Consider the following 22,562-nt stretch of genomic DNA (forward strand, 5'->3'; position numbering starts at 1 on the left):
CGATGGCGCACCCCGCGGGCCCACGGCACGCCGACGTCTACCCCCACGCCGACTCCTCCGGGTTCCCGCCCGCGAGCGGCGACGAGCTCGACCGGCTCTACCCGAAGGTCTGGCCCCGCAACACCTTCCGCGGCGCGGACGGCGTCGTGCGGATCGCTGGCGTCGACGTGCGCGAGCTGGCCGAGCAGCACGGCACGCCGCTGTTCGTCGTCGACGAGGCCGACTTCAAGTCCCGCTGCGCGGACTACGCCGAGGCGTTCGACGACCCGTCGCTCGTGCACTACGCGTCCAAGGCGTTCCTCTCCATCGAGATCGCCCGCTGGGTGGCCGAGCAGGGGCTGAGCCTGGACGTCTGCAGCGGCGGCGAGCTCGCCGTGGCGCAGCGCGCGAGCTTCCCGGCCGAGCGGATCACCTTCCACGGCAACAACAAGTCGCCGGCGGAGCTCGAAGCCGCGGTCGTCGCGGGCGTCGGCACGATCGTGCTCGACTCCTACTACGAGATCGCCCGGCTGGCCGACACCGCCGCGCGCCACGACGTCGTGCAGCCGGTGCTGATCCGGGTGACCGTCGGCGTCGAGGCGCACACCCACGAGTTCATCGCGACGGCCCACGAGGACCAGAAGTTCGGCTTCTCGCTGGCCGCCGGGGACGCCGCGGAGGCGGTGCGGCGGGTGCTCAACGCGCCGTCGCTGAAGCTGACCGGCCTGCACAGCCACATCGGCTCGCAGATCTTCGACGCCGACGGCTTCGAGGTCGCCGCCCGCCGCGTCGTCGGGCTGCTCGCCGACCTGGCCAAGGAACACGGCCCCGAGCTGCTCGACCAGCTGAACCTGGTCGACCTCGGTGGCGGTTTCGGCATCGCCTACACCGACAAGGACAACCCGCCGCCGCCGGCGCAGATGATCACGCAGATCCGCGAGATCGTCCGCAAGGAGTGCGCCTACGCCGGGCTGCCGGTGCCGCGCATCGCCGGCGAGCCGGGCCGCGCGATCGCCGGGCCGGGCACGATCACGCTCTACGAGGTCGGCACCATCAAGGACGTCGCGCTCGGCGACAACGCCGTGCGCCGGTACGTGAGCGTCGACGGCGGGATGAGCGACAACATCCGCACCGCGCTCTACGACGCGGTGTACGACGTCCGGCTGGTTTCCCGCTCCGCGAGCGACAACGATGAGCCGGTGCACGCCGTGCTGTCCCGGGTCGTGGGAAAACACTGTGAGTCCGGCGACATCGTCGTACGAGACTGCTGGCTGCCCGACACGCTGGCTCCGGGCGACCTGGTGGCCGTCGCGGCGACCGGTGCCTACTGCTACTCGATGGCGAGCACGTACAACCGGCAGCCGCGCCCGGCCGTGGTCGCCGTGCGCAACGGCGGCGCCCGGCTGCTGCTGCGGCGTGAGACGACCGACGACATGCTGCGCCTGGAGGTCTGAGAAACCGTGTCTGCTGCTGAACCTCGAGCGATCAGGGTCGCCCTGCTCGGCTGCGGGACCGTGGGCGGCGAGGTCGCCCGGTTGCTCACCGAGCAGGCCGGCGAGCTGGCTGCCCGGGCGGGCGCGCCGGTCGAGCTGGCCGGCATCGCCGTCCGCCGCCCGGACAAGCACCCCGAGCTGCCCCCGGAGCTGCTGACCGCCGACGTCGAGAAGCTCGTGACCTCCGACGACGTCGACGTCGTGGTCGAGCTCGTCGGCGGGATCGAGCCGGTGCGCAGCTGGCTGCTGGCCGCGCTGAAGGCCGGGAAGTCCGTGGTCACCGCGAACAAGGCGCTGCTCGCCGAGCACTCCGCCGACCTGTTCGAAGCGGCCGACGCCGCCGGCGTCGGCCTCTACTTCGAGGCCGCCGTGGCCGGGGCGATCCCGCTGCTGCGACCGCTGCGCGAGTCCCTGGCGGGTGACCGGATCACCCGCGTGATGGGCATCGTCAACGGCACCACGAACTACATCCTGTCCGCGATGGACTCGACCGGCGCCGGCTACGCCGAGACGCTCGACGAGGCCAGCCGGCTCGGGTACGCCGAGGCCGACCCGACCGCCGACGTCGACGGCTACGACGCCGCGTCCAAGGCCGCGATCCTCGCCTCGCTCGCCTTCCACACCCGGGTGACGGCCTCGGACGTGCACCGCGAGGGCATCGCCGACGTCACCGCGGCCGACCTCGGCGCGGCGCGCGTGCTCGGCCGCACGGTCAAGCTCCTCGCCATCTGCGAGCGGGTGACCGACGACGACGGCGTCGAGTCGGTGTCCGCCCGCGTGCACCCGGTGATGATCCCGCGCAGCCACCAGCTGGCCGGTGTGAGCGGCGCGTTCAACGCCGTCTACGTCGAGGCCGACGCCGCCGGCGAGCTGATGTTCTACGGCCAGGGCGCGGGCGGTGCGCCGACGGCGAGCGCGGTGCTCGGCGACCTGGTCGCGGTGGCCCGCAACCAGGTGGCCGGCGGTCGCGGCCCGCGCGAGTCGGCGCACGCGGCGCTGCCGGTGCGGCCGATGGGCCAGACCCCGACCCGGTACCACGTAAGCCTTTCCGTGGCCGACCGCGCCGGCGTGCTCGCCCAGGTGGCGCAGGCGTTCGCCGCCCACGGCGTGAGCATCGCGGCGGTCCGCCAGCTCCACGTCGCCGACCGGGCGAGCCTGGTCGTCGTCACGCACCAGGCCCCCGACGCGGCCCTGCGGTCCACTGTGGACGAGATCGGGCGGCTCGACGTCGTCCACCATGTTGTCAGTGTGATGCGGGTGGAAGGCGAAGACGCATGAGTATCCAGGCCTGGCCCGGCATCATCGAGGCCTATCGGGACCGCGTCCCGGTCCCCGACGGCGCGCGGGTGATCACGCTCGGGGAAGGCAACACCCCGCTGCTGCCCGCCCGCTACCTGTCCGAGCTGACCGGCTGCGACGTCCACCTCAAGGTCGAGGGCGTCAACCCGACCGGCTCCTTCAAGGACCGCGGCATGACCGTGGCCATCACGCACGCGCTCGCCAGCGGGCTCAAGGCGGTGATCTGCGCGTCGACCGGCAACACCTCGGCCTCGGCCGCCGCCTACGCCGTCCGCGCCGGGCTCACCTGCGCCGTGCTGGTGCCCCAAGGCAAGATCGCGATGGGCAAGCTCGCCCAGGCCGTGCTGCACGGCGCGCGGATCCTGCAGGTCGACGGCAACTTCGACGACTGCCTCGAGCTGGCCCGCAAGACCGCGGCCGACTACCCGGTCACCCTCGTCAACTCGGTCAACCCGGTGCGCATCGCCGGCCAGAAGACCGCCGCGTTCGAGGTCTGCGACGCGCTCGGCCGGGCGCCGGACATCCACTGCCTGCCGGTCGGCAACGCGGGCAACATCACCGCCTACTGGGCGGGCTATTCGGAGTACGCGGCCGACGGTGTGGTGAAGAACACCCCGCGGATGTTCGGCTTCCAGGCGGCCGGCGCGGCCCCGCTGGTGCTGGGCGAACCGGTGCGCGACCCGGACACGATCGCCACCGCGATCCGGATCGGCAGCCCGGCGTCGTGGACCGCCGCGGTCAAGGCGAAGAACGAGTCCCACGGGCTCTTCGAAGCCGTCACCGACGAGAAGATCCTCGAGGCGTACCGGCTGCTCGCCGGGCGTGAAGGCGTGTTCGTCGAGCCGGCGTCGGCCACCAGCGTGGCCGGCCTGCTCGCGACGGCCGCCGACGGCCGGCTGCCGAAGGGCGCCACGGTCGTCTGCACCGTCACCGGCCACGGCCTGAAGGACCCGCAGACGGCGCTGGCGGGCAACGTCGAGGTCGAGCCGCTGGCCGTGGACCCCTCGGCGGTCGCGGCGGCCCTGGACCTGCGGTGAGCGGCGCCTTCCGCGTCACGGTCCCGGCGTCGACGGCGAACCTCGGGCCGGGCTTCGACGCGTTCGGGATGGCGCTCGCGCTCTACGACGTCGTCGAGGTACAGGTCACCGACGAAGGCCTCAAGGTCGAGGTGATCGACGCGGGCGCGGGCGGCGTCGCCGACGTGCCCACCGACGAGTCCCACCTCGTGGTGCGGGCGATCCGGCGGACCTGCGCGCACCTCGGCGTCGACCCGCCCGGCCTGCACCTGCGCTGCTACAACGCGATCCCGCACGCGCGCGGGCTCGGCTCGTCGGCGGCCGCGGTGGTCTCCGGCGTCGCCGCCGGGTACGCGCTGGCGGGCCGGGAAATCGACGAATTCGACGCGCTGCAGCTGGCCGCGGGCTTCGAAGGCCACGCCGACAACGCGGCCGCGAGCCTGCTCGGCGGGCTCGTGCTGGCCTGGTGCGAGGGCACGGAGTTCCACGCCGAGCGGCTGACCCCGCACGCCGCGATCCGGCCGGTCGTCGCGGTCCCGGCGGTCCGCTCGGCCACCGCGACCACCCGCGGCCTGCTGCCGGCGACGGTGCCGCACCGCGACGCCGCGCACAACGCCGGCCGCGCCGCTCTCGCCGTGCACGCGCTCACGGCGAAACCGGAGCTGCTGCTGGCGGCCACCGAAGACCGCCTGCACCAGCTCTACCGCGCGCCCGCTTACCCGGCGAGCACCGCGCTGGTGGACACGCTCCGTGCACAAGGCGTGGCCGCGGCGATCTCCGGCGCGGGCCCGACGGTGCTCGCGCTGACCACGACGGGAATATTGCCGCCAGGGGCCGGTGTTGCGGGTTTCGACGTCTACGAGCTGCCCGCGGATCTCGCGGGTGTGCAGGTTGCGGCTCAGTAAAGGCTGGGTCACGTGCCTGCGGTGGGGGCCGCCACGCGGGGGGTGGTTGTTGCACCCGGCACCGGTGCGGTCTACCCTCGGGGGCGTTCGATCACCGTGCGTTTCCGCACCCGATGCCGGTCCAGGGGAGTTTCCCGGATCGCATCCTTCGTCGATCCGCCAGATCCGCACCGCCTGGCAAGCGGGGTAACGCGGAGGGACGCAGGCGGGTTTCCGGTCTCGGCGGTGTCGGATTCCGCATCCTCCGAATGGAGGACGCAAACCCCTGTGGTGGAGGCGCTCCAGCTGTGTTTCGCACGGCCGAAGAGCTCATCTCCCGTATCGGGGGGCAGTTACGCCGGTTCGCGATCAGAAGCGAGCGGCAGTCCGCTGATCCGCCTGGAGGCGTGGATCGGTCAGGAAGGACATGTGTGAGCAACACCGATCTTTTGAGCGACGTGGGTAACGGCGCCGCAGAGTCGAACGGCACGGCCCCCGCTCCCAAGAAGACGGTCGGCGGGTTGACCGGCAAGACTGTGGCCGAACTGCGTTCGCTGGCTGGGGAGCTCGGCGTCGGCGAGACGACGGGTATGCGCAAGGGCGACCTGATCGCCGCGATCCGTGAGCGTCAGGGCAAGTCTCGTAAGCGTGCGGCGAACGAGACCCTGCCTCTGGAAGGCGTCGGCGAACCGCCCAAGGCGGCCCCGAAGAGCGAGGCCAAGGCCGCGGCCCCGGCGACCAAGCCGGAGCCGAAGAAGGCCGTGGTCCCGGAGGCGTCCGTCGAGGCGCCGGCTGCGCCCGTCGTGGACACCCAGCCGCAGGCCGAGCGCCCGCAGCAGGACAAGCAGGACGGCCAGCAGGGCCAGGACGGCGCGCCCGAGGAGGGCGGCCGCAGCCGGCGTCGCCGCGGTTCCAACCGCGCCGCCGGTGCGCCCGAGAGCCAGAACGGCGCCGACCGCCAGAACGACCGCCAGCAGGGTGGTGACCGCCAGACCGGCGGCGACCGCCAGCAGGGTGGCGAGCGTCAGGGCAGCGGCGAGCGTCAGCAGGGCGGTGACCGTCAGCAGAGCGGTGACCGTCAGCAGCGCGACCAGCGTCAGGGCAACCGGAACGACAACCGGCAGGGCCAGGACGGCAACCGTCAGCGCAACCAGCAGGACGGTGGCAGCCGCGGGCAGGACAACAACCGCGACCGCGACCGTGACAACCGCGCCCAGCAGCAGGACGACGACGAGGAAGGCGGCCGTCGCGGCCGTCGCTTCCGCGACCGTCGTCGCCGGGGCACCGGCGGTGGCCAGCGTGAGGTCGGCGGTTCGCCGGACACCGAGATCCGCGAGGACGACGTCCTGCTGCCCGTCGCGGGCATCCTGGACGTGCTCGACAACTACGCGTTCGTCCGGACGTCGGGCTACCTCGCCGGCCCGAACGACGTGTACGTCTCGCTTTCGCTGGTCCGCAAGTACGGCCTGCGCCGTGGTGACGCCATCACCGGCGTCGTGCGTCAGCCGCGGGACGGCGAGCAGCAGCGGCAGAAGTTCAACCCGCTGGTGCGCGTCGACTCGATCAACGGGCTGGAGCCGGACGAGGCCAAGCGCCGCCCCGACTTCACCAAGCTGACCCCGCTGTACCCGAACGAGCGGCTGCGCCTCGAGACCGAGTCGCACAAGCTCACGACCCGCGTGATCGACCTGATCATGCCGGTCGGCAAGGGACAGCGCGCCCTGATCGTGTCGCCGCCGAAGGCCGGTAAGACCACGATCATGCAGGACATCGCGAACGCGATCTCGACGAACAACCCCGAGTGCCACCTGATGGTCGTCCTCGTGGACGAGCGTCCGGAAGAGGTCACGGACATGCAGCGCTCGGTGAAGGGCGAGGTCATCTCCTCCACCTTCGACCGGCCGCCGGCGGACCACACCTCGGTCGCGGAGCTGTCCATCGAGCGGGCCAAGCGCCTGGTCGAGATGGGCCACGACGTCGTCGTGCTGCTCGACTCGATCACGCGTCTCGGCCGTGCGTACAACCTGGCGGCCCCGGCGTCCGGCCGGATCCTGTCCGGTGGTGTCGACTCGACCGCGCTCTACCCGCCGAAGCGGTTCCTCGGCGCGGCGCGCAACATCGAGAACGGCGGCTCGCTGACCATCTTCGCTACGGCGATGGTGGAGACCGGGTCGACGATGGACACGGTCATCTTCGAAGAGTTCAAGGGCACCGGTAACGCGGAGCTCAAGCTCGACCGCAAGATCGCCGAGCGCCGCGTGTTCCCGGCCGTCGACGTCAACCCGTCCGGTACCCGCAAGGACGAGCTGCTGCTCAACCCGGACGAGCTGGCCGTGACCGTGAAGCTGAGCCGGGTGCTGCACGCGCTCGACTCGCAGCAGGCCATCGACCTGCTGATCTCCCGGCTGCGCAAGACGAAGACGAACACCGAGTTCCTCATGCAGGTCTCGAAGACCGCCCTCGGCGGCAACGAGGACGACTGAGTTCCGGTCGCAAGTCCGTGAAGGCCCCCTTACCGGCTCTTATGGCCGGGAAGGGGGCCTTCACGGCTTTCCCGGCCGGGAATACCAGGTCAACGGGGTCTGTTCAAGTCATTGTCAGCGCGTCTGGCAGAATCACCCGCTGAAGTCCGGCGCCGGTTCACCCCGCTCGAAGACTGGGGACCCGGAGCCAACGAGAGAGGACACCATGAAGAGCGGCATTCACCCCGAGTACGTGGTCACGAACGTCGACTGCGACTGCGGTAACACCTTCACCACGCGTAGCACGAAGACCAGCGGCAGCATCCACGTCGAGATCTGCTCCAACTGCCACCCGTTCTACACGGGCAAGCAGAAGATCATGGACACCGGTGGCCGCGTCGCGCGCTTCGAGGCTCGCTACGGCAAGCGTCAGAAGAAGGACGCCGAAGCCAAGTAGCTTGGTCGACGGCGCCCACCCGCACGTTCGGGTGGGCGCCGTTTCTTTGTCTGAAAACCGGGCCTGAGAGGTGGCAGAGGTGGATTCGAGCTCGCTCAAGGGGCTGCTCGCCGAACACGCGGAGCTGGAGACCCAGCTCGCGGACCCGGCGGTGCACGCCGACCAGGCGCGCGCCCGCAAGCTCGGCCGCCGCTACGCCGAGCTGACGCCCGTGGTGCGCGCCGTCCACCAGCTCGACACCGCCCGTGAAGACCTCGGTGCCGCGCGTGAACTGGCCGCGGAGGACTCCGGCTTCGCAGCGGAGGCCGAAGAGCTGGCCGCGGGGATCCCCGAGCTGGAGTCGAAGCTCACCGAGCTGCTGCTGCCGCGCGACCCGTACGACGGCTCCGACGTCGTGATGGAGATCAAGTCCGGCGAAGGCGGCGAGGAGTCGGCGCTGTTCGCCGGCGACCTGCTGCGGATGTACCTGCGCTACGCCGAGCGGCACGGCTGGAAGGCCGAGGTGCTCGACTCGGTCGACTCCGACCTGGGTGGCTTCAAGGACGTCACGCTCTCGATCAAGACGAAGTCGGCGGTCGTCGACGGCGTCTGGTCGCGCCTGAAGTTCGAGGGCGGCGTGCACCGCGTCCAGCGCGTGCCGGCGACCGAGTCGCAGGGCCGGATCCACACGTCGGCGTCCGGGGTGCTGATCTACCCGGAGCCCGAAGAGGTCGAGGTCGAGATCGACCCGAACGACCTGCGCATCGACGTCTTCCGCTCGTCCGGCCCGGGCGGCCAGAGCGTCAACACGACCGACTCGGCGGTGCGGATCACCCACCTGCCGACCGGCATCGTCGTATCGTGCCAGAACGAGAAGTCGCAGATCCAGAACCGCGCCCGCGCGCTGCAGGTCCTGCAGGCCCGCCTCCAGGCGGTCGCCGAGGAGGAGGCCGCGGCCAAGGCGTCCGACGCCCGCCGCTCCCAGGTCCGCACGGTCGACCGCTCGGAGCGCATCCGGACGTACAACTTCCCGGAGAACCGCATCTCGGACCACCGGGTGAACTACAAGTCGTACAACCTGGACCAGGTCCTGGACGGCGAGCTGGACGGCGTCCTGGACGCCCTGGCGACCGCGGACCGCGAAGAGCGCCTGGCCTCGCAGTCCGGCTGAGGCCGTGTCGTCGCTCCAAGCACGCGTGTCGACCCGCTGATCACGCGAGCTGACCCTTTGATCACGGGCCGGGTGTGCACGGAACGCCGAAACGCGTGATTGCCGGGTCGACTCGCGTGATTGCGGGGTCGACACGGCATCGCGTCAGCGGACGGCGGGCTTCTCCGGCTCCCGGAAGGCGTCGAAGACCTCGGTCATGGCCTCGGACTCCGGCTCTTCCGCGGCGTCTTCCGGCACAGCCCGGGACGGCCGCGGCAGCAGGCTCAGCACCGCGAACACCATGGCCAGGAACGTCGGGAACAGCGTCAGCAGCTGGTGCTTCACGCCTTCGACGCCCTCGCCGAGCGCCGACAGGCCGAATTGGCCGATCGCGAACAGCAGCAGGAAGAACACCACGGTCCCGTACTCGCGCGCCTTTCGACGGAACGCGCGGATGCCCGCCCAGCCGATCAGCAGCCAGAACGGGACCAGCACGAACAGGCCCAGCGGTGCGGCCAGCGCGGCCAGGCCCGACAGCACTGGCACCCGGTACTCCTGGGTCATCTGCGGGAAGCCGGCCGACTCGGCGAAACTGCCCAGCCGCGGCGGGCGGGCCGTGAGCGTGTCGACCGCGCCCTGCTGGAGGACCTGCAGCGTGCGGGTCGGGTGGGACGCGTAGTACTGCACGACGTTGCGGCGGCTGATCTTGTCGCGGTAGGTGTTGTAGCCCGGGTCCGTCCAGGGGCTCGCTTCCCACCAGCCCTTGCCGATGAACTTCTTCGCGTCCGGCGGGAGCCCCAGCGCGGTCAGGTCGGCGTCGGTGTCGTGCTTGCCGTCCACGATGCTGTCGAACACCACGTGGAACATGTTGGCTTCGCGGTACTCGGCGTTCGCCGGGTCGCCCTTCGACTGCACCATCGCCGTCCCGGCGCCGACGATCACCAGCACGCCCAGCGGCACCAGCCACCGCGCGCGGCCCTTCGCGCCGAGCGGCCGGACCAGCGCCAGCGCGATCACGAACAGCGGGATCAGCAGCAGCGTCTGCGACTTCGCGTTGATCCCGATCAGCGCGCCCACCACGGTCAGCGCCGCGCCCCAGTAGCGCCACGCGCCCGTGCGGTGCATCAGCAGCAGCCCGCCCGCGGTCAGCAACATCCCGACGAACCCGGCGCCTTCGCTGAGCACCGAGGCGAAATAGCCGAAGAACGCCGAGTCGGCCATCACGAGCAGCAGCAGGACGGCGGCGATGACGCGGTTGCGGCGGCTCAGGTCGAGCCCGAGCACGGTGGCCGCGACGCCCACGGCGACCAGCACGCACGTGATCGCGCCGAGCACCAGCAGGTTCAGCTCCGCCGACGAGCCGAGCACCTTGCCGAGCTTGCTCGCTGACCAGTCGAGCCACGCCTGGCTCGAGATGTAGTCGCTCTTGCACGCCGAACCCGGCCCGTAGCCGAAGTGCACGTAGAACTCGGGCTTGATCTCCGGGTGCCGGCCGCCGAGGTCGCACAGCAGGCGCCAGCCGTCGCCGTTGTCGGCCATCCCGACCGGCCGGGGGACGAGGAACCGGAGCAGCAGCACGCCCAGGGAAAGGACGAAGACGCCCAGGCCGAAGCGCAGTTCACGGGATCGCACGCAGGTCAGCGTACGAGATCACGCTGAGTCGGCGGGTGCCGCACCGGGTACCGGCGTCGCCGGCCGGTGGCGGAAGACGACGTAGTGGTAGAGCAGGTAGTTCCAGAACAGCCCGACGACGATCGCGGCGCCCTTGGGCACCAGCAGGTTGATCCCCGGGAACAGGTGGTTCACCAGGGTGATGACGAGGAACTGCACCACCCAGAGCCCGAACGCGGTGACCACGAAGAACAGCACGGCCTGGCGGCGGACGTCGCCGTCCTTCGCCCGGAACGTGAAGTTCCGGTTCAGCGTGAACGACAGCAGCATGCCGATCGTCGTGGAGATGAAGTTCGCGACGAACGTCGGCACGCCGAGCGTGGCCAGCAGCGCGTACCCGAGGACGTCGACCAGCGTGTTGCCGATCCCGACGATGCCGAAGCGCACCTGCGTGGCGGTGACGAGCCTCATCGGACGGTGCTCCGGCTGTCCTCGGCGGCCTCGTTCGCACCCGTCCGCACCGACGCGACGCTGTACAGCGGCCGGTTCTGCACCTGCGAGTACGTCCGGCCGATGTAGCTGCCGAGCACGCCCAGCATGATGATCTGGATGCCGCCGAGGAAGAACATCGCGATGGTGATGAACGCCCAGCCGGGCACCGCGGTCTCCGGCGCGAACAGCTTGACGCCGATGACGTAGAGCACGCCGAGGAAGCTCAGCAGCGAGAACAGGTACCCCATCCGCGTGATCATCCGCAGCGGTGTGGTCGAGAACCCGACGATGCCGTCGGCGGCGAACCGCATCATCTTCGTCAGCGGGTAGCCGGTGGCGCCGGCGTGGCGCTTGTCGCGGTCGAACAGCACCGCCGTCTGCTTGAACCCGATGTAGCTGACCAGGCCGCGCAGGAACCGGTCGCGCTCGCGGTACTTGCGCAGCTCGTCGACGACCTTGCGGTCGACCAGCCGGAAGTCGCCGGTGTTCTTCGGGATGTCGACGGCGGCCATCTTGCCGAGGAACCAGTAGAACGCGCTCGCGGTGAGCCGCTTGAACGGCGAGTCCTGGCGCGACCGTCGCTGCGCGTAGACGACGTCGAAGCCCTCTTCCCACTGCTCGATGAGCTCCAGCGCCACCCGCGGCGGGTCCTGCAGGTCGCTGTCCATGATGATCGCGGCGTCCGCGTCGACCAGGTCGAGCCCGGCGGTGACGGCCATCTGGTGGCCGAAGTTGCGGGACAGCTCGATGACCGTGATCCGGCCGTCGCGGGCGCTCAGCCCGGTGAGCGCGGCCAGTGAGCCGTCCTTGCTGCCGTCGTCGACGTAGATGAAGCTGAAGTCGTACTTCCCGGCCAGCGGCGCGGTGACCTCGTCGACCGTGCGCTGCAGCAGCTCGATGTTCCCTTCCTCGTTGTAGATCGGGAAGATGAACGCGACCCGGCGGCGCGTGGTCGGCTCTGTCGGCACTGGCGCTCCCGGGGTTCGGCGTCTCGGGCATCCTAAAGACCGGCGACGGCCTCGGCGAACGCGGTCATCCGCCGGTCGAACGCCTCGGCCGGGCCGAAGTGGACGGCCACCGCGTCCGCCCCGGCCAGGATATACGCCCGGAACCGGGCGACGGCGGCGCCGAGATCGGTCCCGTCCCACTCCATCCGGGCGGTCGCCCGCACGTCGCGGCCGGCGGCCAGCTCCCCGAGCTTCCCGGCCCGCTCGCCGAACTCGGCGGGGGACAGCCCGGCGCTCTGCCACGCCGAACCGACGCGGGCCGCGCGGCGCAGCGCGATCGTGGAGTTGCCGCCGACGGTGATCGGCACCGGTCCCGCCGGCCGCGGCTCGAAGTACCCGCCGCCGGGGCCGCGGCCGGTGCGGAACAGCTCCGCGAGCAGGTCGAGGGTGGTGTCGGTCCGCTTCCCGCGACCGGCGAAGTCCGCCCCGACCTCGGCGAACTCGGGCTCGTTCCAGCCTGTGCCGACGCCGAGGCCGAACCGGTGCCCGGACAGCGCATCGAGGGTCGCGACCTGCTTGGCCAGCGCGAACGGCTCCCGCAGCGGCACGATCAGCACCGACGTCCCGAGCCGGATCCGGGTCGTCAGCGCGGCGATGTGGGCGAGCGTGACGAGGGGCTCGTAGACCCCGCCGAAGACGTCGCCGAACGCGCCGGGCGGGATCAGGTGGTCGGGCAGCCACGCGGTGCGGTAGCCGAGGTCCTCGGCGAGCCGCGCCAGCTCGGCGGGCCGGCCGGGCGGCAGGTCCGGGTGTTCGTTCGGCAGTACGACTTCGAGGTTCACGACAGCCTCCCGAGGAACTTTTCGATCGCGGCGAGCCACTCGTCGCGGGCTTCGGCACCGATGTTGTGCCCGGCTTCGATCTCGACGAGTTCGGCACCGGGAATGCCGTCCGCGAGTTCCCGCGACAGCTCGGGCGAGGCGAGTCCGTCGAGGGTGGTGGCGACGACGAGCGCGGGCACGGCGATCCCGGCCAGCTCGGCCCGGGTGTCGACCTTCGCGACCAGGGCGACGTGCTCGGGGCTGCCGTCGGGGACGAACGCGGCGAGCTGGTCGACGGCCGTTTCGAGCTGCTCGGGCGTCAGGGCTTCGAGGTGGTCGCGGCCGCTCGCGACCAGCGTGAGGAACTTCGCGAGCAGCTTCGGGTCGTCGTGCAGCAGCGCGGCCCAGACGTCGACGGCGAGCCGGATCCGGTTGTCGAGCCGGGCGAACCCGCTGGTCAGGACCAACCCGGTGACGCGGTCGGGGTGCCGGGTGGTGGCGCGGACCGCGACGGCCGTGCCGAGGGAGTAGCCGAGGATCGCGAACCGCTCCAGACCGGCGCCGGCGGCGATCGCGACCAGCTCGTCGGCGAGCTCGTCCAGGTCCAGCGGGGTCGCGCTGCGGGGCGTCGCGCCCGAGCCGGGGTAGTCCGGGCCGACGACGGTGCGCGTCCGCGCGAGATCGTCGAGGATGGCGCCGAAGTTGCCTTCGACGCTGCCGCCCCCGCCGTGGGCGAGCAGCAGGCCCGGGCCGGCGCCGCGGACGACGTGGTGGAAATGTTCGGTCATGCTGGCGACGTTAGGTCTTCACATCAGTGTGAAGGTCAAGTCCGGGGGACACATGCGGATCGGCGAGCTCGCGGAACGGACGGGCGTCAGCACGCGCCTGCTGCGCTACTACGGGGAACAGGGCCTGCTGGTGGCGTCGCGCGACCGCAACGGCTACCGGTGCTACGGCGAGGACGCCGTCGTCCGGGTCCGGCAGATCCGCCGGCTCCTCGGGGCCGGGCTGACCACCGGGGTGATCGCGTCGGCGCTGCTGTGCGCGAGCGGCGAGGACGCCCACCTCGACCTCTGCCCGGAGCTGGCGCAGCTGCTGCACCGCGAGCTGACGGCGATGGACGACCGGATCGGGACGCTCCAGCGCCGTCGCAGCACCTTGGCCGGGTACCTGACCGAAGGGGGCGCGTGACCGCTCGCTCGATACGCTGCACGGCGTGGGACCGGCGCGTGTCCTGACGGGGGAGTTCCGCCTGGTGTGCCAGGCTTGACGAGGTGAAGGACGACGAGTGAATCGGCAGCCGCTGCGCCTGGCCATCATGGAGGCCACCCGCATTCTCGAGCGGGCGGGCGTCGCTTCGCCGCGGTTCGACGCCGAAGTGATCGCCGCGCACGTGCTCGGGGTCGAACGCGGGCGGCTGCCGATGGTGCCCCTGGTCGATCCGCCCGTCATCGAGGCCATCGGCCAGCTCGTCCAGCAACGCGCGAAGCGGATCCCGCTGCAGTACCTCACCGGCTGGGCCGCGCTGGGTGACATCACCGTGGCGGTCGGGGCCGGCGTGTTCGTGCCGCGCCCGGAGACCGAGCTGCTGCTCGAGTGGGGCGTCAAGTTCCTGCAGGGCCGGGAGTTCCCGGTCGTCGTCGACCTGTGCACCGGCTCCGGGGCGCTCGCACTCGGCGTCGCGCACGCGCGCCCGGACGCGGTCGTCTACGCGGTGGACGTCGACCCGCAGGCGCTGGCCTGGGCGCGGCACAACGCGGACGTCCACGCCGACGCCGGCAACACACCGATCCGGCTGTACTCCGGCGACATCGGCGACCCGACGATGTTCGCCGAGCTCGACGGCCTGGTCGACCTGGTGCTGTGCAACCCGCCGTACGTCCCCGACGGCACCCCGGTGCCGCCCGAGGTCGCCGAGCACGACCCGCCGCGCGCGGTGTTCGCCGAGGAGAGCGGCCTGGCGGTGATCCGCCACGCGATCGCGGCGGGCGCGCGGCTGCTGCGTCCGGGCGGCGGCCTGGCCATCGAGCACGACGACACCCACGGCTCGGCGGTGCCGGCGCTGGTCCGGGCGCGCCGGGTGCTGACGGCCGTCGAGGGCCACAACGACCTGGCGGGCCGCGCGCGGTTCGTCACGGCGAAGCGGCTGGGCTGAGCAGCCCCCGTTTCCACGCTAGCGGAGGGCACCGACAGTTCCGGCTGCTCGCCGTGCCCGCGGCCGGACTTGTCCACAGTGCCGGGCAAACGCCCCAATGTGGCGTTGGGTGCGTCCAACGCACCCAATGTGGCGTTCGGTGCGTCAGATGCACCCAACGCCACATTGGGGCGCACGGGGCCTGACAAACCGGCCAGACTTTCGTCGTGGGGCAAGCGGGTAAACCCTCGCTTCGGGGCAGAACCGAGACAGCGCGGCTCAATACGGTCGATCACGGGACACCGCGACCCCGCCGGTTCCCAGTGAAGGAGCCGCAGATGCGCGCCAGAACCCCGAAAGCGCTCGCCCTGCTCGCCGCCGTCACGGTCCTGACCGGGCTCGGCGCCGGGACCGCGGCCGCCGAACCGCTCACCCGTGGCTGGCCCGCCCCGATCGACGCCGCGCACTGGGAGAACCAGGACCACATGACGTGGTCCGACTACCGCAAGGTGCCCGGGACGAACTGGGCCGACCCCGCCCTGAAGCCGACGCAGCGCGTCTTCAAGGGCGCCGTCGTCCTCGCCGACTACCCCGACCAGGACTTCGTCGTCACGCAGCCGCCGAAGTCGACCGTCTTCGGCAATCCCGGCCCCGAAGCCGCGAACATCCCGCGGACGGGCGTCGCGCAGTACTACCAGGACTTCCTCAACAAGCCCGAAGCCCTCAACAACGGGCACACCATCAACGAGTACTGGATGGAGGACTCCGGCGGCCGCTTCGGCGTGCAGCTGACGGCGTTCGGCCCGTACCGGATGCCCGGCCAGTCCTTCGAGTACGGCATGGAGTTCCAGCCGAACGCCTGCCCGCCGAGCGCGAACTGCGACCGCGACATCCGCACCGACGCCGGGAACGCCTGGCGCGCCGACGTCGGCGACACGGCGAACCAGTTCGACTTCGTCTTCTACCTCTCCGCCGGCCAGGACGAGAGCTCGACCTGGCAGGAGTTCGGCGAGATGAAGTTCGGCACCAAGGAGAACGTGCCCGACGCGTTCGGCCCGCCGAACCACGACCTGCCCAACTACGCCGCCACCCGGTACGTCCCGTGGACGTCGTGGGCGTCGGCCGCCAGCATCTGGCCCAACGCCGGGAACGGCAGCTCGGTGCAGGCCGAGAGCTCCGGGCAGTCGACCTACGCCCACGAGTTCAGCCACATCCTCGGGATCGGCGACAACTACAACAACCCGTTCGGGATCCCCCCGTGGCGGGACTACTCCGGCGCCTGGGAAATGCTGTCCCGCGGCACGTTCAACGGCCCCGGCGGCCCGCACACGCGCTGGCAGATCCCGGCGACGCAGGGCAGCTCGATGGGCGCCCAGCACATGCTGCGCAACAAGATGAAGCTCGGCATCGTCGACCCGGCCGACGTCCTGCAGCTCGACCGCAACCAGCTGGCGGTGTCCGGGCCGGTGTCGGCGCGCATCACCGCGCGCGAGGCGGACGCGCAGCCCGGCGCGTTCACCGGGCTGAACATCAAGCTCACCGGCGGCGACAAGAGACCGAAGTGCGACAAGACGACCGACCCGTTCTGCGACGGCGGCGGCTACGACAACTACACCGTCGAGGTCGTCGACCGGATGGGCGCGGACTCGTTCTCGCCGGACTCCGGCGTGCTGCTCGCCAAGACGAAGGACAAGGACAACGCGCCCTTCGAGTGGGTGATCGACGCCAACCCGGCCGACATCGGCATCACCGACTACACCAAGCCGGACGGCACGCCGGTGAAGATCACCATCGGTGACTACCGCCAGCTCAACGACGCGCTGTTCAAGGCCGGCACCGAGGCGGCGAGCCCGTACGAGTACACCGACCAGGCGAACCGGCTGAAGTTCCTGGTCACCGACCTCGCCCGGGACCGCAAGGGCGTGCTCTCGTACACCGTCACGGTCGCTTCGCTGGACGGCTCGGGCAGCCAGGCGCGCGGCGCCGCGGTGACCCCGGCGCTGCCGGCGTTCGCCCGCGGCGGGCTCGCGACCTGCGACTTCGGCCTGTTCAACACCGGTTCGGCGAAGGGCGCGAAGGCGCCGTACGACACCGACACCTACCGGCTGAGCGCGTCGACCGACGCGAAGGGCTGGCAGGTCCGGCTGCCGAACGAGCTGGCCACGGCGAAGTTCGGTCAGTTCGTGAAGGTGCCCGCCTTCGCGAAGCGCAGTGGCGGTGACCTGGCCGCCCGGGTGAAGCTCACGGCGACGTCGGTGAGCGACCCGTCGAAGACGGCCACCGCGAGCTGCACGGCGTTCGGCTTCTGACGCGCACCTCGTGACCACGACCCGGAGGGGCCTGCCGCGGCGGGCCCCTCCGGCGCGCGGGGCTACCCTTGGCGCCATGAGCGTGGTCTACGACTGCAGCAAGCGGGACTCCCGGGCGGACGGGCTGGCCGCCGCGGCCGGCGCGGTCCGGTCGAGCCGGCTGGTCGTCCTGCCGACCGACACGGTCTACGGGATCGGCGCCGACGCGTTCGATGCGGGCGCCGTCCAGGCCCTGCTGCGCGCGAAGAACCGCGGCCCGGACATGCCGGTCGGCGTGCTCGTCGGCTCGTGGTCCACTGTGGACGGTCTGGTCCTCGGCGTGCCGCCGCAGGCCCGCGCGCTCATCGAAGCCTTCTGGCCCGGCGATCTGTCCATTGTGCTCCCGCACGCGCCGAGCCTGCAGTGGAACCTCGGCGACGCCCGCGGCACCGTGATGCTCCGGATGCCGCTGCACCCGGTGGCCCTGGAGCTGCTGCGCGACGTCGGCCCGATGGCCGTCTCGAGCGCGAACGTCTCCGGCCGGCCGCCGGCGAGCACGGCGCAGGACGCGCAGGAGCAGCTCGGCGACTCGGTCGCGGTGTACCTCGACGGCGGCTCCAGCGGCGAGGCCGTCGCGTCGAGCATCGTGGACCTCACCGGCACCGAACCGGTGGTGCTGCGCGAAGGCGCCGTGAGCAAGGACGCCATCGCGGAGGTGCTCGGTGTCCCCGCGGAATCGTTGGCGTGAAGCCGGATCAAGGCGCCGGGCGCGGCACGATAGCGTGTCGCGGGTGACCCCGACCCCGCGAGCGTGACGCACCCGTGCCGCCCACATCCGGTCTTCTCCCGATCCGGGAATACATCCTCGTCGCGCTGACCGCGACGGCCGTGACCTACCTGCTCACCGGCGTCGTGCGCCGGATCGCGATCCGCGTCGGCGCGATCGCGAACCCCCGCGCGCGCGACGTGCACGTCGCGCCGATCCCGCGCATGGGCGGGATCGGCATCTACCTCGGCGTCGCCGCCGCGATGGGCCTGGCCCACCAGCTGCCCGCGCTGTCGCACGGTTTCGACGCGTCGTTCGACTCGGTCGGCGTGCTGCTCGCCGCCGGTGTCATCTCGCTCATCGGCGCGCTCGACGACCGGTTCGAGCTGGACGCCTGGACGAAGCTGGCCGGCCAGGTCATGTGCGCCGGGATCCTGGTCATCTTCGGCGTGCAGTGGGTGTCGTTCTGGGTGCCGTGGGGCGGCACCGGCGCCTCGTTCGGCTCGGTGCTGGTGCTCGACAAGAACCAGGGCGCGCTGCTCACCGTCGTGATGGTCGTGGTGATGGTCAACGCGATGAACTTCGTCGACGGCCTCGACGGCCTGGCCGGCGGCCTCGGCTTCATCGCGGCGGCGGCCACGTGCGCGTTTTCGCTGGGGCTGCTCGACAGCTCGGGCGGCGACGTCGGCACGTACCCGCCGGCGCTGATCGCGGCCACCCTCGCCGGCGCGTGTCTGGGGTTCCTCCCGTACAACTTCCAGCCCGCCAAGATATTCATGGGCGACTCGGGCTCGATGATGATCGGCCTGATGCTCGCGGGCGCGACCACGTCGGCGTCCGGGCGCGTGCCCTACCCGCAGTTCAGCGGCAAGGACGCGATCGCGCTGCTGTCCCCGCTGGTGGTCGTGGCGGCGGTGCTGTTCGTCCCGATGCTGGACCTGATCATGGCGGTCGTCCGCCGCACCCGCCGCGGCGAAAGCCCGTTCGCCGCGGACAAGATGCACCTGCACCACCGGTTGCTGGAGATCGGCCACTCCCAGCGCCGCGCCGTGCTGCTGATCTACTTGTGGGCCGGCATCCTGGCGTTCGGCGCGGTCTCGGTGACCCTGTTCGACGACGCGGCCGCGCTCTGGATCATCGGCGTCGGCCTGGTGTTCGCGGTGGGGGTCTCGGTCATCCCGCGGCTGCGCTCACGCCACCAGCCGCGTACCTAGTCCGCGGGGTTCTCTACACTCGGGGTCGAACCGAGCAGGGAGCCAGCTGTGAGCGAGACCGAGACTTCGACCGAAGCGCAGGAGAACCCGCACGCCAAGGTGGTGCTGCAGGCGGCCCGCGCCATGACGAAGGCTTCGCTGCTGGTGACCCCGCCGGCGGTGCTCGTCTGCATCGTGCTCTTCAGCGTCCTCAACGGCATGCCGGGCTTCTGGGGCTCGCTCGTCGGCGGGGCGCTGGCGATGCTGGCGTCACTCTCGACCTTGGGCATGATGCGCTTCAGCGCCGGCCAGGACCCGATGTTCGTCATGGTGATCGCGCTCGGCGGGTACGTCGTGAAGGTCGTCCTGCTGTTCGGCGCGCTGACGCTGCTGAAGGGCGTCACGGCGCTGCACCCGATGTCGCTCGGCATCACCATGATCGTGGCCATCCTGCTGGCCGCCGCGGCCGAGTTCGCCGCCTTCCGCAAGACCAAGATCCCGACGATCATCCCCTCCTGACGCCGTCCGGTTCGCCGGGGTGTCCGTTACCCACGGTGAACCGGCACGCGGCCGCCCGAGTGTGACCGGCGTCACGGCCGTGCGCTTTCGCGCGGGCCTCGAAAAGGGTCCCGGACGGCTCGCCTGCGACGTTCCCGGGAGGGTCCCGGCCCCCGCCGGACCTGGGTCCCGGATCGACCCGGGACCTAAGTCCTGGGCTGATCGGTTGGTATGGAGTACGCCTGTACGGCACTGATTGACCTGCTGGTATGGTCCGCGTCAAGGGTGGCGGCCTCGGCCGCGCGCTTCCTGAGACGAACCGCGATCAGCAGTGTGGCGACCGTGTAGTTCCGCCTTCCGCCGCTGGTCCGAAGTAGACCGCAGGGCAGTGTTCACGCGAGACAACCCCGTGTGCAGAACGTGAAGCCGTGTTCATCGCACAGTGGGGCAGCCGCCTCCGACGTCCCGATACGTATCGGGTACGTTAAGTCCAGATCGTGACGATTCCCCCGGCGGAGTGAACGCCGGCCGGGAGAACCGGAAGGAGCCCAGTGGGCGCGCTGGTATTGGCCGAGGGTGCGATTTTCGAGCCCCCAGGTGCCGAGAGCTTCATCTTGCCGCCGATTTTCGGCAGTGTCACCAAGCCGATGGTGCTGGTCGTGCTCTCGGTCGTGATCATCGCGACGTACTTCCTCGTGGCGACCCGCAAGCTGAAGGTCGTGCCCAGCAAGGGGCAGTTCGTCGCCGAGTCCATCTACGACTTCAGCCGCAACAACATCGCGCGCGAGCAGATCGGCTCGAAGGACTTCAAGCCGTACGTGCCGCTCGTCTTCGCCTTGTTCACCTTCATCCTGGTGAACAACCTGTACGGGATCATCCCCCTCTTGCAGTTCCCGACCATGGCGCGCTTCGGTTTCCCCGTCGCGCTGGCGGTCCTCGTGGTCTACCCGGTGTACCACTACGCCGGGTTCAAGCGGCACGGGTTCGCGGGCTACTTCAAGAAGGAGCTCGCGCCGCCGGGCGTGCCCAAGGCGGTGCTGCCGCTCTTCTCGGTGATCGAGTTCGCGGAGAAGTTCTTCCTCAACCCGCTGACGCTCGCCATCCGTGTTTTCGCGGCCATGTTCGCCGGCCACCTGATCCTGGCGGTGTTCACCCTCGGCGGCACGTTCCTGCTGACCGAGACGTCGAGCTGGGCGCTGAAGCCGGTTTCCGTGGTGGCCTGGATCTTCGCCATCGGGATGACCTTCCTCGAGGCCTTCATCCAGGTGCTGCAGGCCTACATCTTCGCCCTGCTCTCGGCGGGGTACATCGGCGCCGCGCTGGCGTCGGAGCACTGAGAACACAAGCCCCCGATCCGCGCGAGCGCGTGGACCGAAGTGAAGGGAAATGCACGTGAGCAACATCGTTCTGGCCCAGCAGGCCGCCGAGGCCGTCAACCTCAACAAGGGTCTTGCTGCGATCGGTTACGGCCTGGGCGCCATCGGCCCCGGCATCGGTGTGGGTCTGATCTTCGCCGCCGTCATCAACGGCACCGCCCGGCAGCCGGAGGCCCAGGGCAAGCTGCAGGGCATCGGCTTCTCGACCTTCGTGCTGACCGAGGTCCTGGCGCTGATCGGCATCGTCATCTACTTCATCGCCTCCGCCTGAGTCCTCTGCTCATCGCTTAAGGAGACGTTGTGGTGACGAACGAACTGGTGTTGGCGTCCGAAACGCCGTTGCCTATCGTGCCGGACATTTCGGAGCTGATCCTCGGCATCGTCGCCTTCCTGATCCTGCTGTTCATCCTCAAGAAGTACGTCGTCCCTCGCTTCGAGGCCGCGTACGAAGAGCGTGCGCAGAAGATCGAGGGTGGCATCGAGAAGGCCGAGAAGGCTCAGGCCCAGGCCGAAGCCGCGCTGGCGGAATACCAGGCGCAGCTGAAGGAAGCCCGTGGCGAGGCCGCGAAGATCCGCGACGACGCCCGGCTCGAAGCCGAGCAGATCAAGGCGGAACTGCGGGCCGAGGCCGAGTCCGAGTCCCAGCGGATCGTCGCCCAGGGCCAGGCTCAGCTGCAGGCCCAGAAGGCGCAGATCATCGCCGAGCTGCGGGCCGACATGGGCCGCAACGCCGTGGAGCTGGCCAGCCGCATCGTCGGCGAGTCGCTCGAAGACGAGGCGCGCCGTCGTGGCACCGTCGACCGGTTCCTCGCGGAGCTGGACACCGCCGGTGCCGCTGGTGGAGCGGGGAAGTAGACCCGAATGACGTTGCATGCTGCGAGCCGCGAAGCGCTCGGCCTCGCCGAGGAACGCCTCGGCGAGGTTCTGGCCGACGCCGACGCGACAGGGTCTTCCTTGGTCGGCGACGAGCTGCTCTCGGTCGTCGACCTGCTGGACCGGGAGATCGGTCTGCGCCGGGCGGTGAGTGACGCCTCGGCGACGCCGGAGTCGCGCACCACGCTGGTGCGCCGGCTGTTCGACGGCAAGCTGTCCGAACCGGCACTGAAGGTGCTCGACGCCGTGGCGGGCAGCCGTTGGTCCAGCCCTCGTCAGCTGGTCGACGGGCTCGAGTCGCTCGGGCACTCCGCGCTGCTCACCGCCGCCGAAAAGACCGGCAACATCGACGCCGTCGAGACCCAGCTGTTCCAGGTCTCGCGCGTCGTGGCCAACCACCCGGAGCTCGAGACCGCCCTGGCGGACCTGGCCGGTCCCGCCGACGCCAAGCGGTCGCTGGTGCGCGGGCTGTTCGCCGACAAGGTGGACGTGGTCACCGAGACCCTCGTCGAGCAGGTCGTCCGCCGGGCCAAGGGCCGCGGTGTCGGCGCCGGGCTCGACGCGCTGGTCAAGCTGGCCGCGGAACGCCGTCAGCGCTCGGTCGCCTACGTGACCAGCGCGAGCCCTCTGACCGACGAGCAGACCGCCCGGCTGGGCGAGAAGCTCGACACCATCTACGGGCGGTCGATCGCGCTGCACGTCGAGGTCGATCCCAGTCTCGGCGGCGGGCTCGTCGTCCGCGTCGGCGACGAGATCATCGACGGGAGCGCGGCGGGTCAGCTAGCTGCCCTGCGCAGGCGGCTGGCCCGGGCCTAGTCCCTGGTCACACAAGACTTTGCATACT

Annotated in this window: 22 protein-coding genes; 17 read left to right on the forward strand and 5 right to left on the reverse strand. The window is 70.7% G+C overall.

The features are described from left to right. Window positions 1-2 precede the first annotated feature (2 nt). The 7 genes from lysA to prfA all read left to right on the forward strand — a co-directional run bounded on the left by lysA (window position 3) and on the right by prfA (window position 8,740). Window positions 3-1,433: a diaminopimelate decarboxylase gene (gene lysA / locus ACLJQZ_RS16105; protein WP_410620772.1), complete on the forward strand. Its 1,431-nt coding sequence runs from the start codon at window positions 3-5 to the stop codon at window positions 1,431-1,433. 6 nt (window positions 1,434-1,439) lie between these two features. Continuing rightward, window positions 1,440-2,750, forward strand: a complete 1,311-nt coding sequence (locus ACLJQZ_RS16110) for a homoserine dehydrogenase (protein WP_410620773.1) — start codon at window positions 1,440-1,442, stop codon at window positions 2,748-2,750. Next, window positions 2,747-3,808, forward strand: coding sequence for a threonine synthase (gene thrC / locus ACLJQZ_RS16115; protein ID WP_410620774.1), 1,062 nt, complete (start codon window positions 2,747-2,749; stop codon window positions 3,806-3,808). Before ACLJQZ_RS16110 ends, thrC begins: the two co-directional genes overlap by 4 nt. Further along, entirely contained in the window at window positions 3,805-4,692 is an 888-nt protein-coding gene (gene thrB / locus ACLJQZ_RS16120) for a homoserine kinase (protein ID WP_410620775.1), read from the forward strand. Before thrC ends, thrB begins: the two co-directional genes overlap by 4 nt. Window positions 4,693-5,102: 410 nt before the next feature. Then, entirely contained in the window at window positions 5,103-7,154 is a 2,052-nt protein-coding gene (gene rho / locus ACLJQZ_RS16125; protein ID WP_410620776.1) for a transcription termination factor Rho, read from the forward strand. 205 nt (window positions 7,155-7,359) lie between these two features. Next, the gene (gene rpmE / locus ACLJQZ_RS16130; RefSeq protein ID WP_328449499.1) at window positions 7,360-7,590 is read left to right on the forward strand and encodes a 50S ribosomal protein L31; all 231 of its coding nucleotides are present in this window, start codon (window positions 7,360-7,362) and stop codon (window positions 7,588-7,590) included. Between the two features lie 79 nt (window positions 7,591-7,669). Further along, window positions 7,670-8,740, forward strand: a complete 1,071-nt coding sequence (prfA, locus tag ACLJQZ_RS16135) for a peptide chain release factor 1 (protein ID WP_410620777.1) — start codon at window positions 7,670-7,672, stop codon at window positions 8,738-8,740. Window positions 8,741-8,884: 144 nt separating this feature from the next. On the opposite strand, the gene ACLJQZ_RS16140 is transcribed toward prfA, so the two are convergent. From ACLJQZ_RS16140 to ACLJQZ_RS16160, 5 genes are read right to left on the reverse strand one after another with little or no spacing between them, the layout of a single operon-like run. Further along, complete coding sequence (locus ACLJQZ_RS16140) at window positions 8,885-10,351, reverse strand: hypothetical protein (protein WP_410620778.1); 1,467 nt, start codon at window positions 10,349-10,351, stop codon at window positions 8,885-8,887. Between the two features lie 18 nt (window positions 10,352-10,369). Then, window positions 10,370-10,801, reverse strand: a complete 432-nt coding sequence (locus tag ACLJQZ_RS16145; protein ID WP_410620779.1) for a GtrA family protein — start codon at window positions 10,799-10,801, stop codon at window positions 10,370-10,372. After that, entirely contained in the window at window positions 10,798-11,790 is a 993-nt protein-coding gene (locus ACLJQZ_RS16150) for a glycosyltransferase family 2 protein (protein ID WP_410620780.1), read from the reverse strand. Before ACLJQZ_RS16150 ends, ACLJQZ_RS16145 begins: the two co-directional genes overlap by 4 nt. Before the next feature lie 32 nt (window positions 11,791-11,822). After that, on the reverse strand, window positions 11,823-12,611 hold the full coding sequence (locus ACLJQZ_RS16155) for an LLM class flavin-dependent oxidoreductase (RefSeq protein WP_410620781.1): 789 nt from the start codon (window positions 12,609-12,611) through the stop codon (window positions 11,823-11,825). Continuing rightward, entirely contained in the window at window positions 12,608-13,378 is a 771-nt protein-coding gene (locus ACLJQZ_RS16160) for an alpha/beta fold hydrolase (protein ID WP_410620782.1), read from the reverse strand. The genes ACLJQZ_RS16155 and ACLJQZ_RS16160 overlap by 4 nt, the downstream gene beginning before the upstream one ends. A gap of 52 nt (window positions 13,379-13,430) precedes the next feature. Here ACLJQZ_RS16160 and ACLJQZ_RS16165 point away from each other — a divergent pair, with 52 nt between their 5' ends. From ACLJQZ_RS16165 to ACLJQZ_RS16210, 10 genes are all read left to right on the forward strand, one after another. After that, window positions 13,431-13,781, forward strand: a complete 351-nt coding sequence (locus tag ACLJQZ_RS16165) for a MerR family transcriptional regulator (RefSeq protein WP_410620783.1) — start codon at window positions 13,431-13,433, stop codon at window positions 13,779-13,781. Window positions 13,782-13,878: 97 nt separating this feature from the next. Next, entirely contained in the window at window positions 13,879-14,745 is an 867-nt protein-coding gene (gene prmC / locus ACLJQZ_RS16170) for a peptide chain release factor N(5)-glutamine methyltransferase (RefSeq protein ID WP_410620784.1), read from the forward strand. A gap of 317 nt (window positions 14,746-15,062) precedes the next feature. Next, window positions 15,063-17,033: a M6 family metalloprotease domain-containing protein gene (locus ACLJQZ_RS16175; RefSeq protein ID WP_410620785.1), complete on the forward strand. Its 1,971-nt coding sequence runs from the start codon at window positions 15,063-15,065 to the stop codon at window positions 17,031-17,033. Window positions 17,034-17,109: 76 nt separating this feature from the next. Then, entirely contained in the window at window positions 17,110-17,760 is a 651-nt protein-coding gene (locus tag ACLJQZ_RS16180) for an L-threonylcarbamoyladenylate synthase (protein WP_326944141.1), read from the forward strand. A 74-nt stretch (window positions 17,761-17,834) separates the two neighbouring features. After that, a complete protein-coding gene (locus ACLJQZ_RS16185) occupies window positions 17,835-18,992 on the forward strand; it encodes an MraY family glycosyltransferase (RefSeq protein ID WP_328644662.1) in 1,158 nt (385 codons plus the stop codon). 48 nt (window positions 18,993-19,040) lie between these two features. After that, window positions 19,041-19,490: a hypothetical protein gene (locus tag ACLJQZ_RS16190; RefSeq protein ID WP_392758899.1), complete on the forward strand. Its 450-nt coding sequence runs from the start codon at window positions 19,041-19,043 to the stop codon at window positions 19,488-19,490. A gap of 530 nt (window positions 19,491-20,020) precedes the next feature. Beyond that, on the forward strand, window positions 20,021-20,806 hold the full coding sequence (gene atpB, locus ACLJQZ_RS16195; RefSeq protein ID WP_326958183.1) for a F0F1 ATP synthase subunit A: 786 nt from the start codon (window positions 20,021-20,023) through the stop codon (window positions 20,804-20,806). Window positions 20,807-20,861: 55 nt separating this feature from the next. Further along, entirely contained in the window at window positions 20,862-21,116 is a 255-nt protein-coding gene (locus tag ACLJQZ_RS16200) for an ATP F0F1 synthase subunit C (protein WP_326958185.1), read from the forward strand. Window positions 21,117-21,145: 29 nt separating this feature from the next. Further along, on the forward strand, window positions 21,146-21,700 hold the full coding sequence (locus tag ACLJQZ_RS16205; protein ID WP_326958187.1) for a F0F1 ATP synthase subunit B: 555 nt from the start codon (window positions 21,146-21,148) through the stop codon (window positions 21,698-21,700). A 6-nt stretch (window positions 21,701-21,706) separates the two neighbouring features. Then, on the forward strand, window positions 21,707-22,534 hold the full coding sequence (locus tag ACLJQZ_RS16210; protein WP_410620786.1) for a F0F1 ATP synthase subunit delta: 828 nt from the start codon (window positions 21,707-21,709) through the stop codon (window positions 22,532-22,534). Window positions 22,535-22,562 lie beyond the last annotated feature (28 nt).

It is taken from the genome of Amycolatopsis sp. cmx-8-4, assembly GCF_046548675.1.
Lineage (GTDB): Bacteria > Actinomycetota > Actinomycetes > Mycobacteriales > Pseudonocardiaceae > Amycolatopsis.

Excerpts from the sequence above, each read along its gene's own strand:
- ACLJQZ_RS16145 (WP_410620779.1), bottom strand. The coding sequence starts at position 10,801 with ATGAGGCTCGTCACCGCCACGCAGGTGCGCTTCGGCATCGTCGGGATC.
- ACLJQZ_RS16210 (WP_410620786.1), top strand. The coding sequence starts at position 21,707 with ATGACGTTGCATGCTGCGAGCCGCGAAGCGCTCGGCCTCGCCGAGGAA.
- thrC (WP_410620774.1), top strand. The coding sequence starts at position 2,747 with ATGAGTATCCAGGCCTGGCCCGGCATCATCGAGGCCTATCGGGACCGC.
- ACLJQZ_RS16165 (WP_410620783.1), top strand. The coding sequence starts at position 13,431 with ATGCGGATCGGCGAGCTCGCGGAACGGACGGGCGTCAGCACGCGCCTG.
- ACLJQZ_RS16175 (WP_410620785.1), top strand. The coding sequence starts at position 15,063 with ATGCGCGCCAGAACCCCGAAAGCGCTCGCCCTGCTCGCCGCCGTCACG.
- ACLJQZ_RS16160 (WP_410620782.1), bottom strand. The coding sequence starts at position 13,378 with ATGACCGAACATTTCCACCACGTCGTCCGCGGCGCCGGCCCGGGCCTG.
- rpmE (WP_328449499.1), top strand. The coding sequence starts at position 7,360 with ATGAAGAGCGGCATTCACCCCGAGTACGTGGTCACGAACGTCGACTGC.
- ACLJQZ_RS16180 (WP_326944141.1), top strand. The coding sequence starts at position 17,110 with ATGAGCGTGGTCTACGACTGCAGCAAGCGGGACTCCCGGGCGGACGGG.
- lysA (WP_410620772.1), top strand. The coding sequence starts at position 3 with ATGGCGCACCCCGCGGGCCCACGGCACGCCGACGTCTACCCCCACGCC.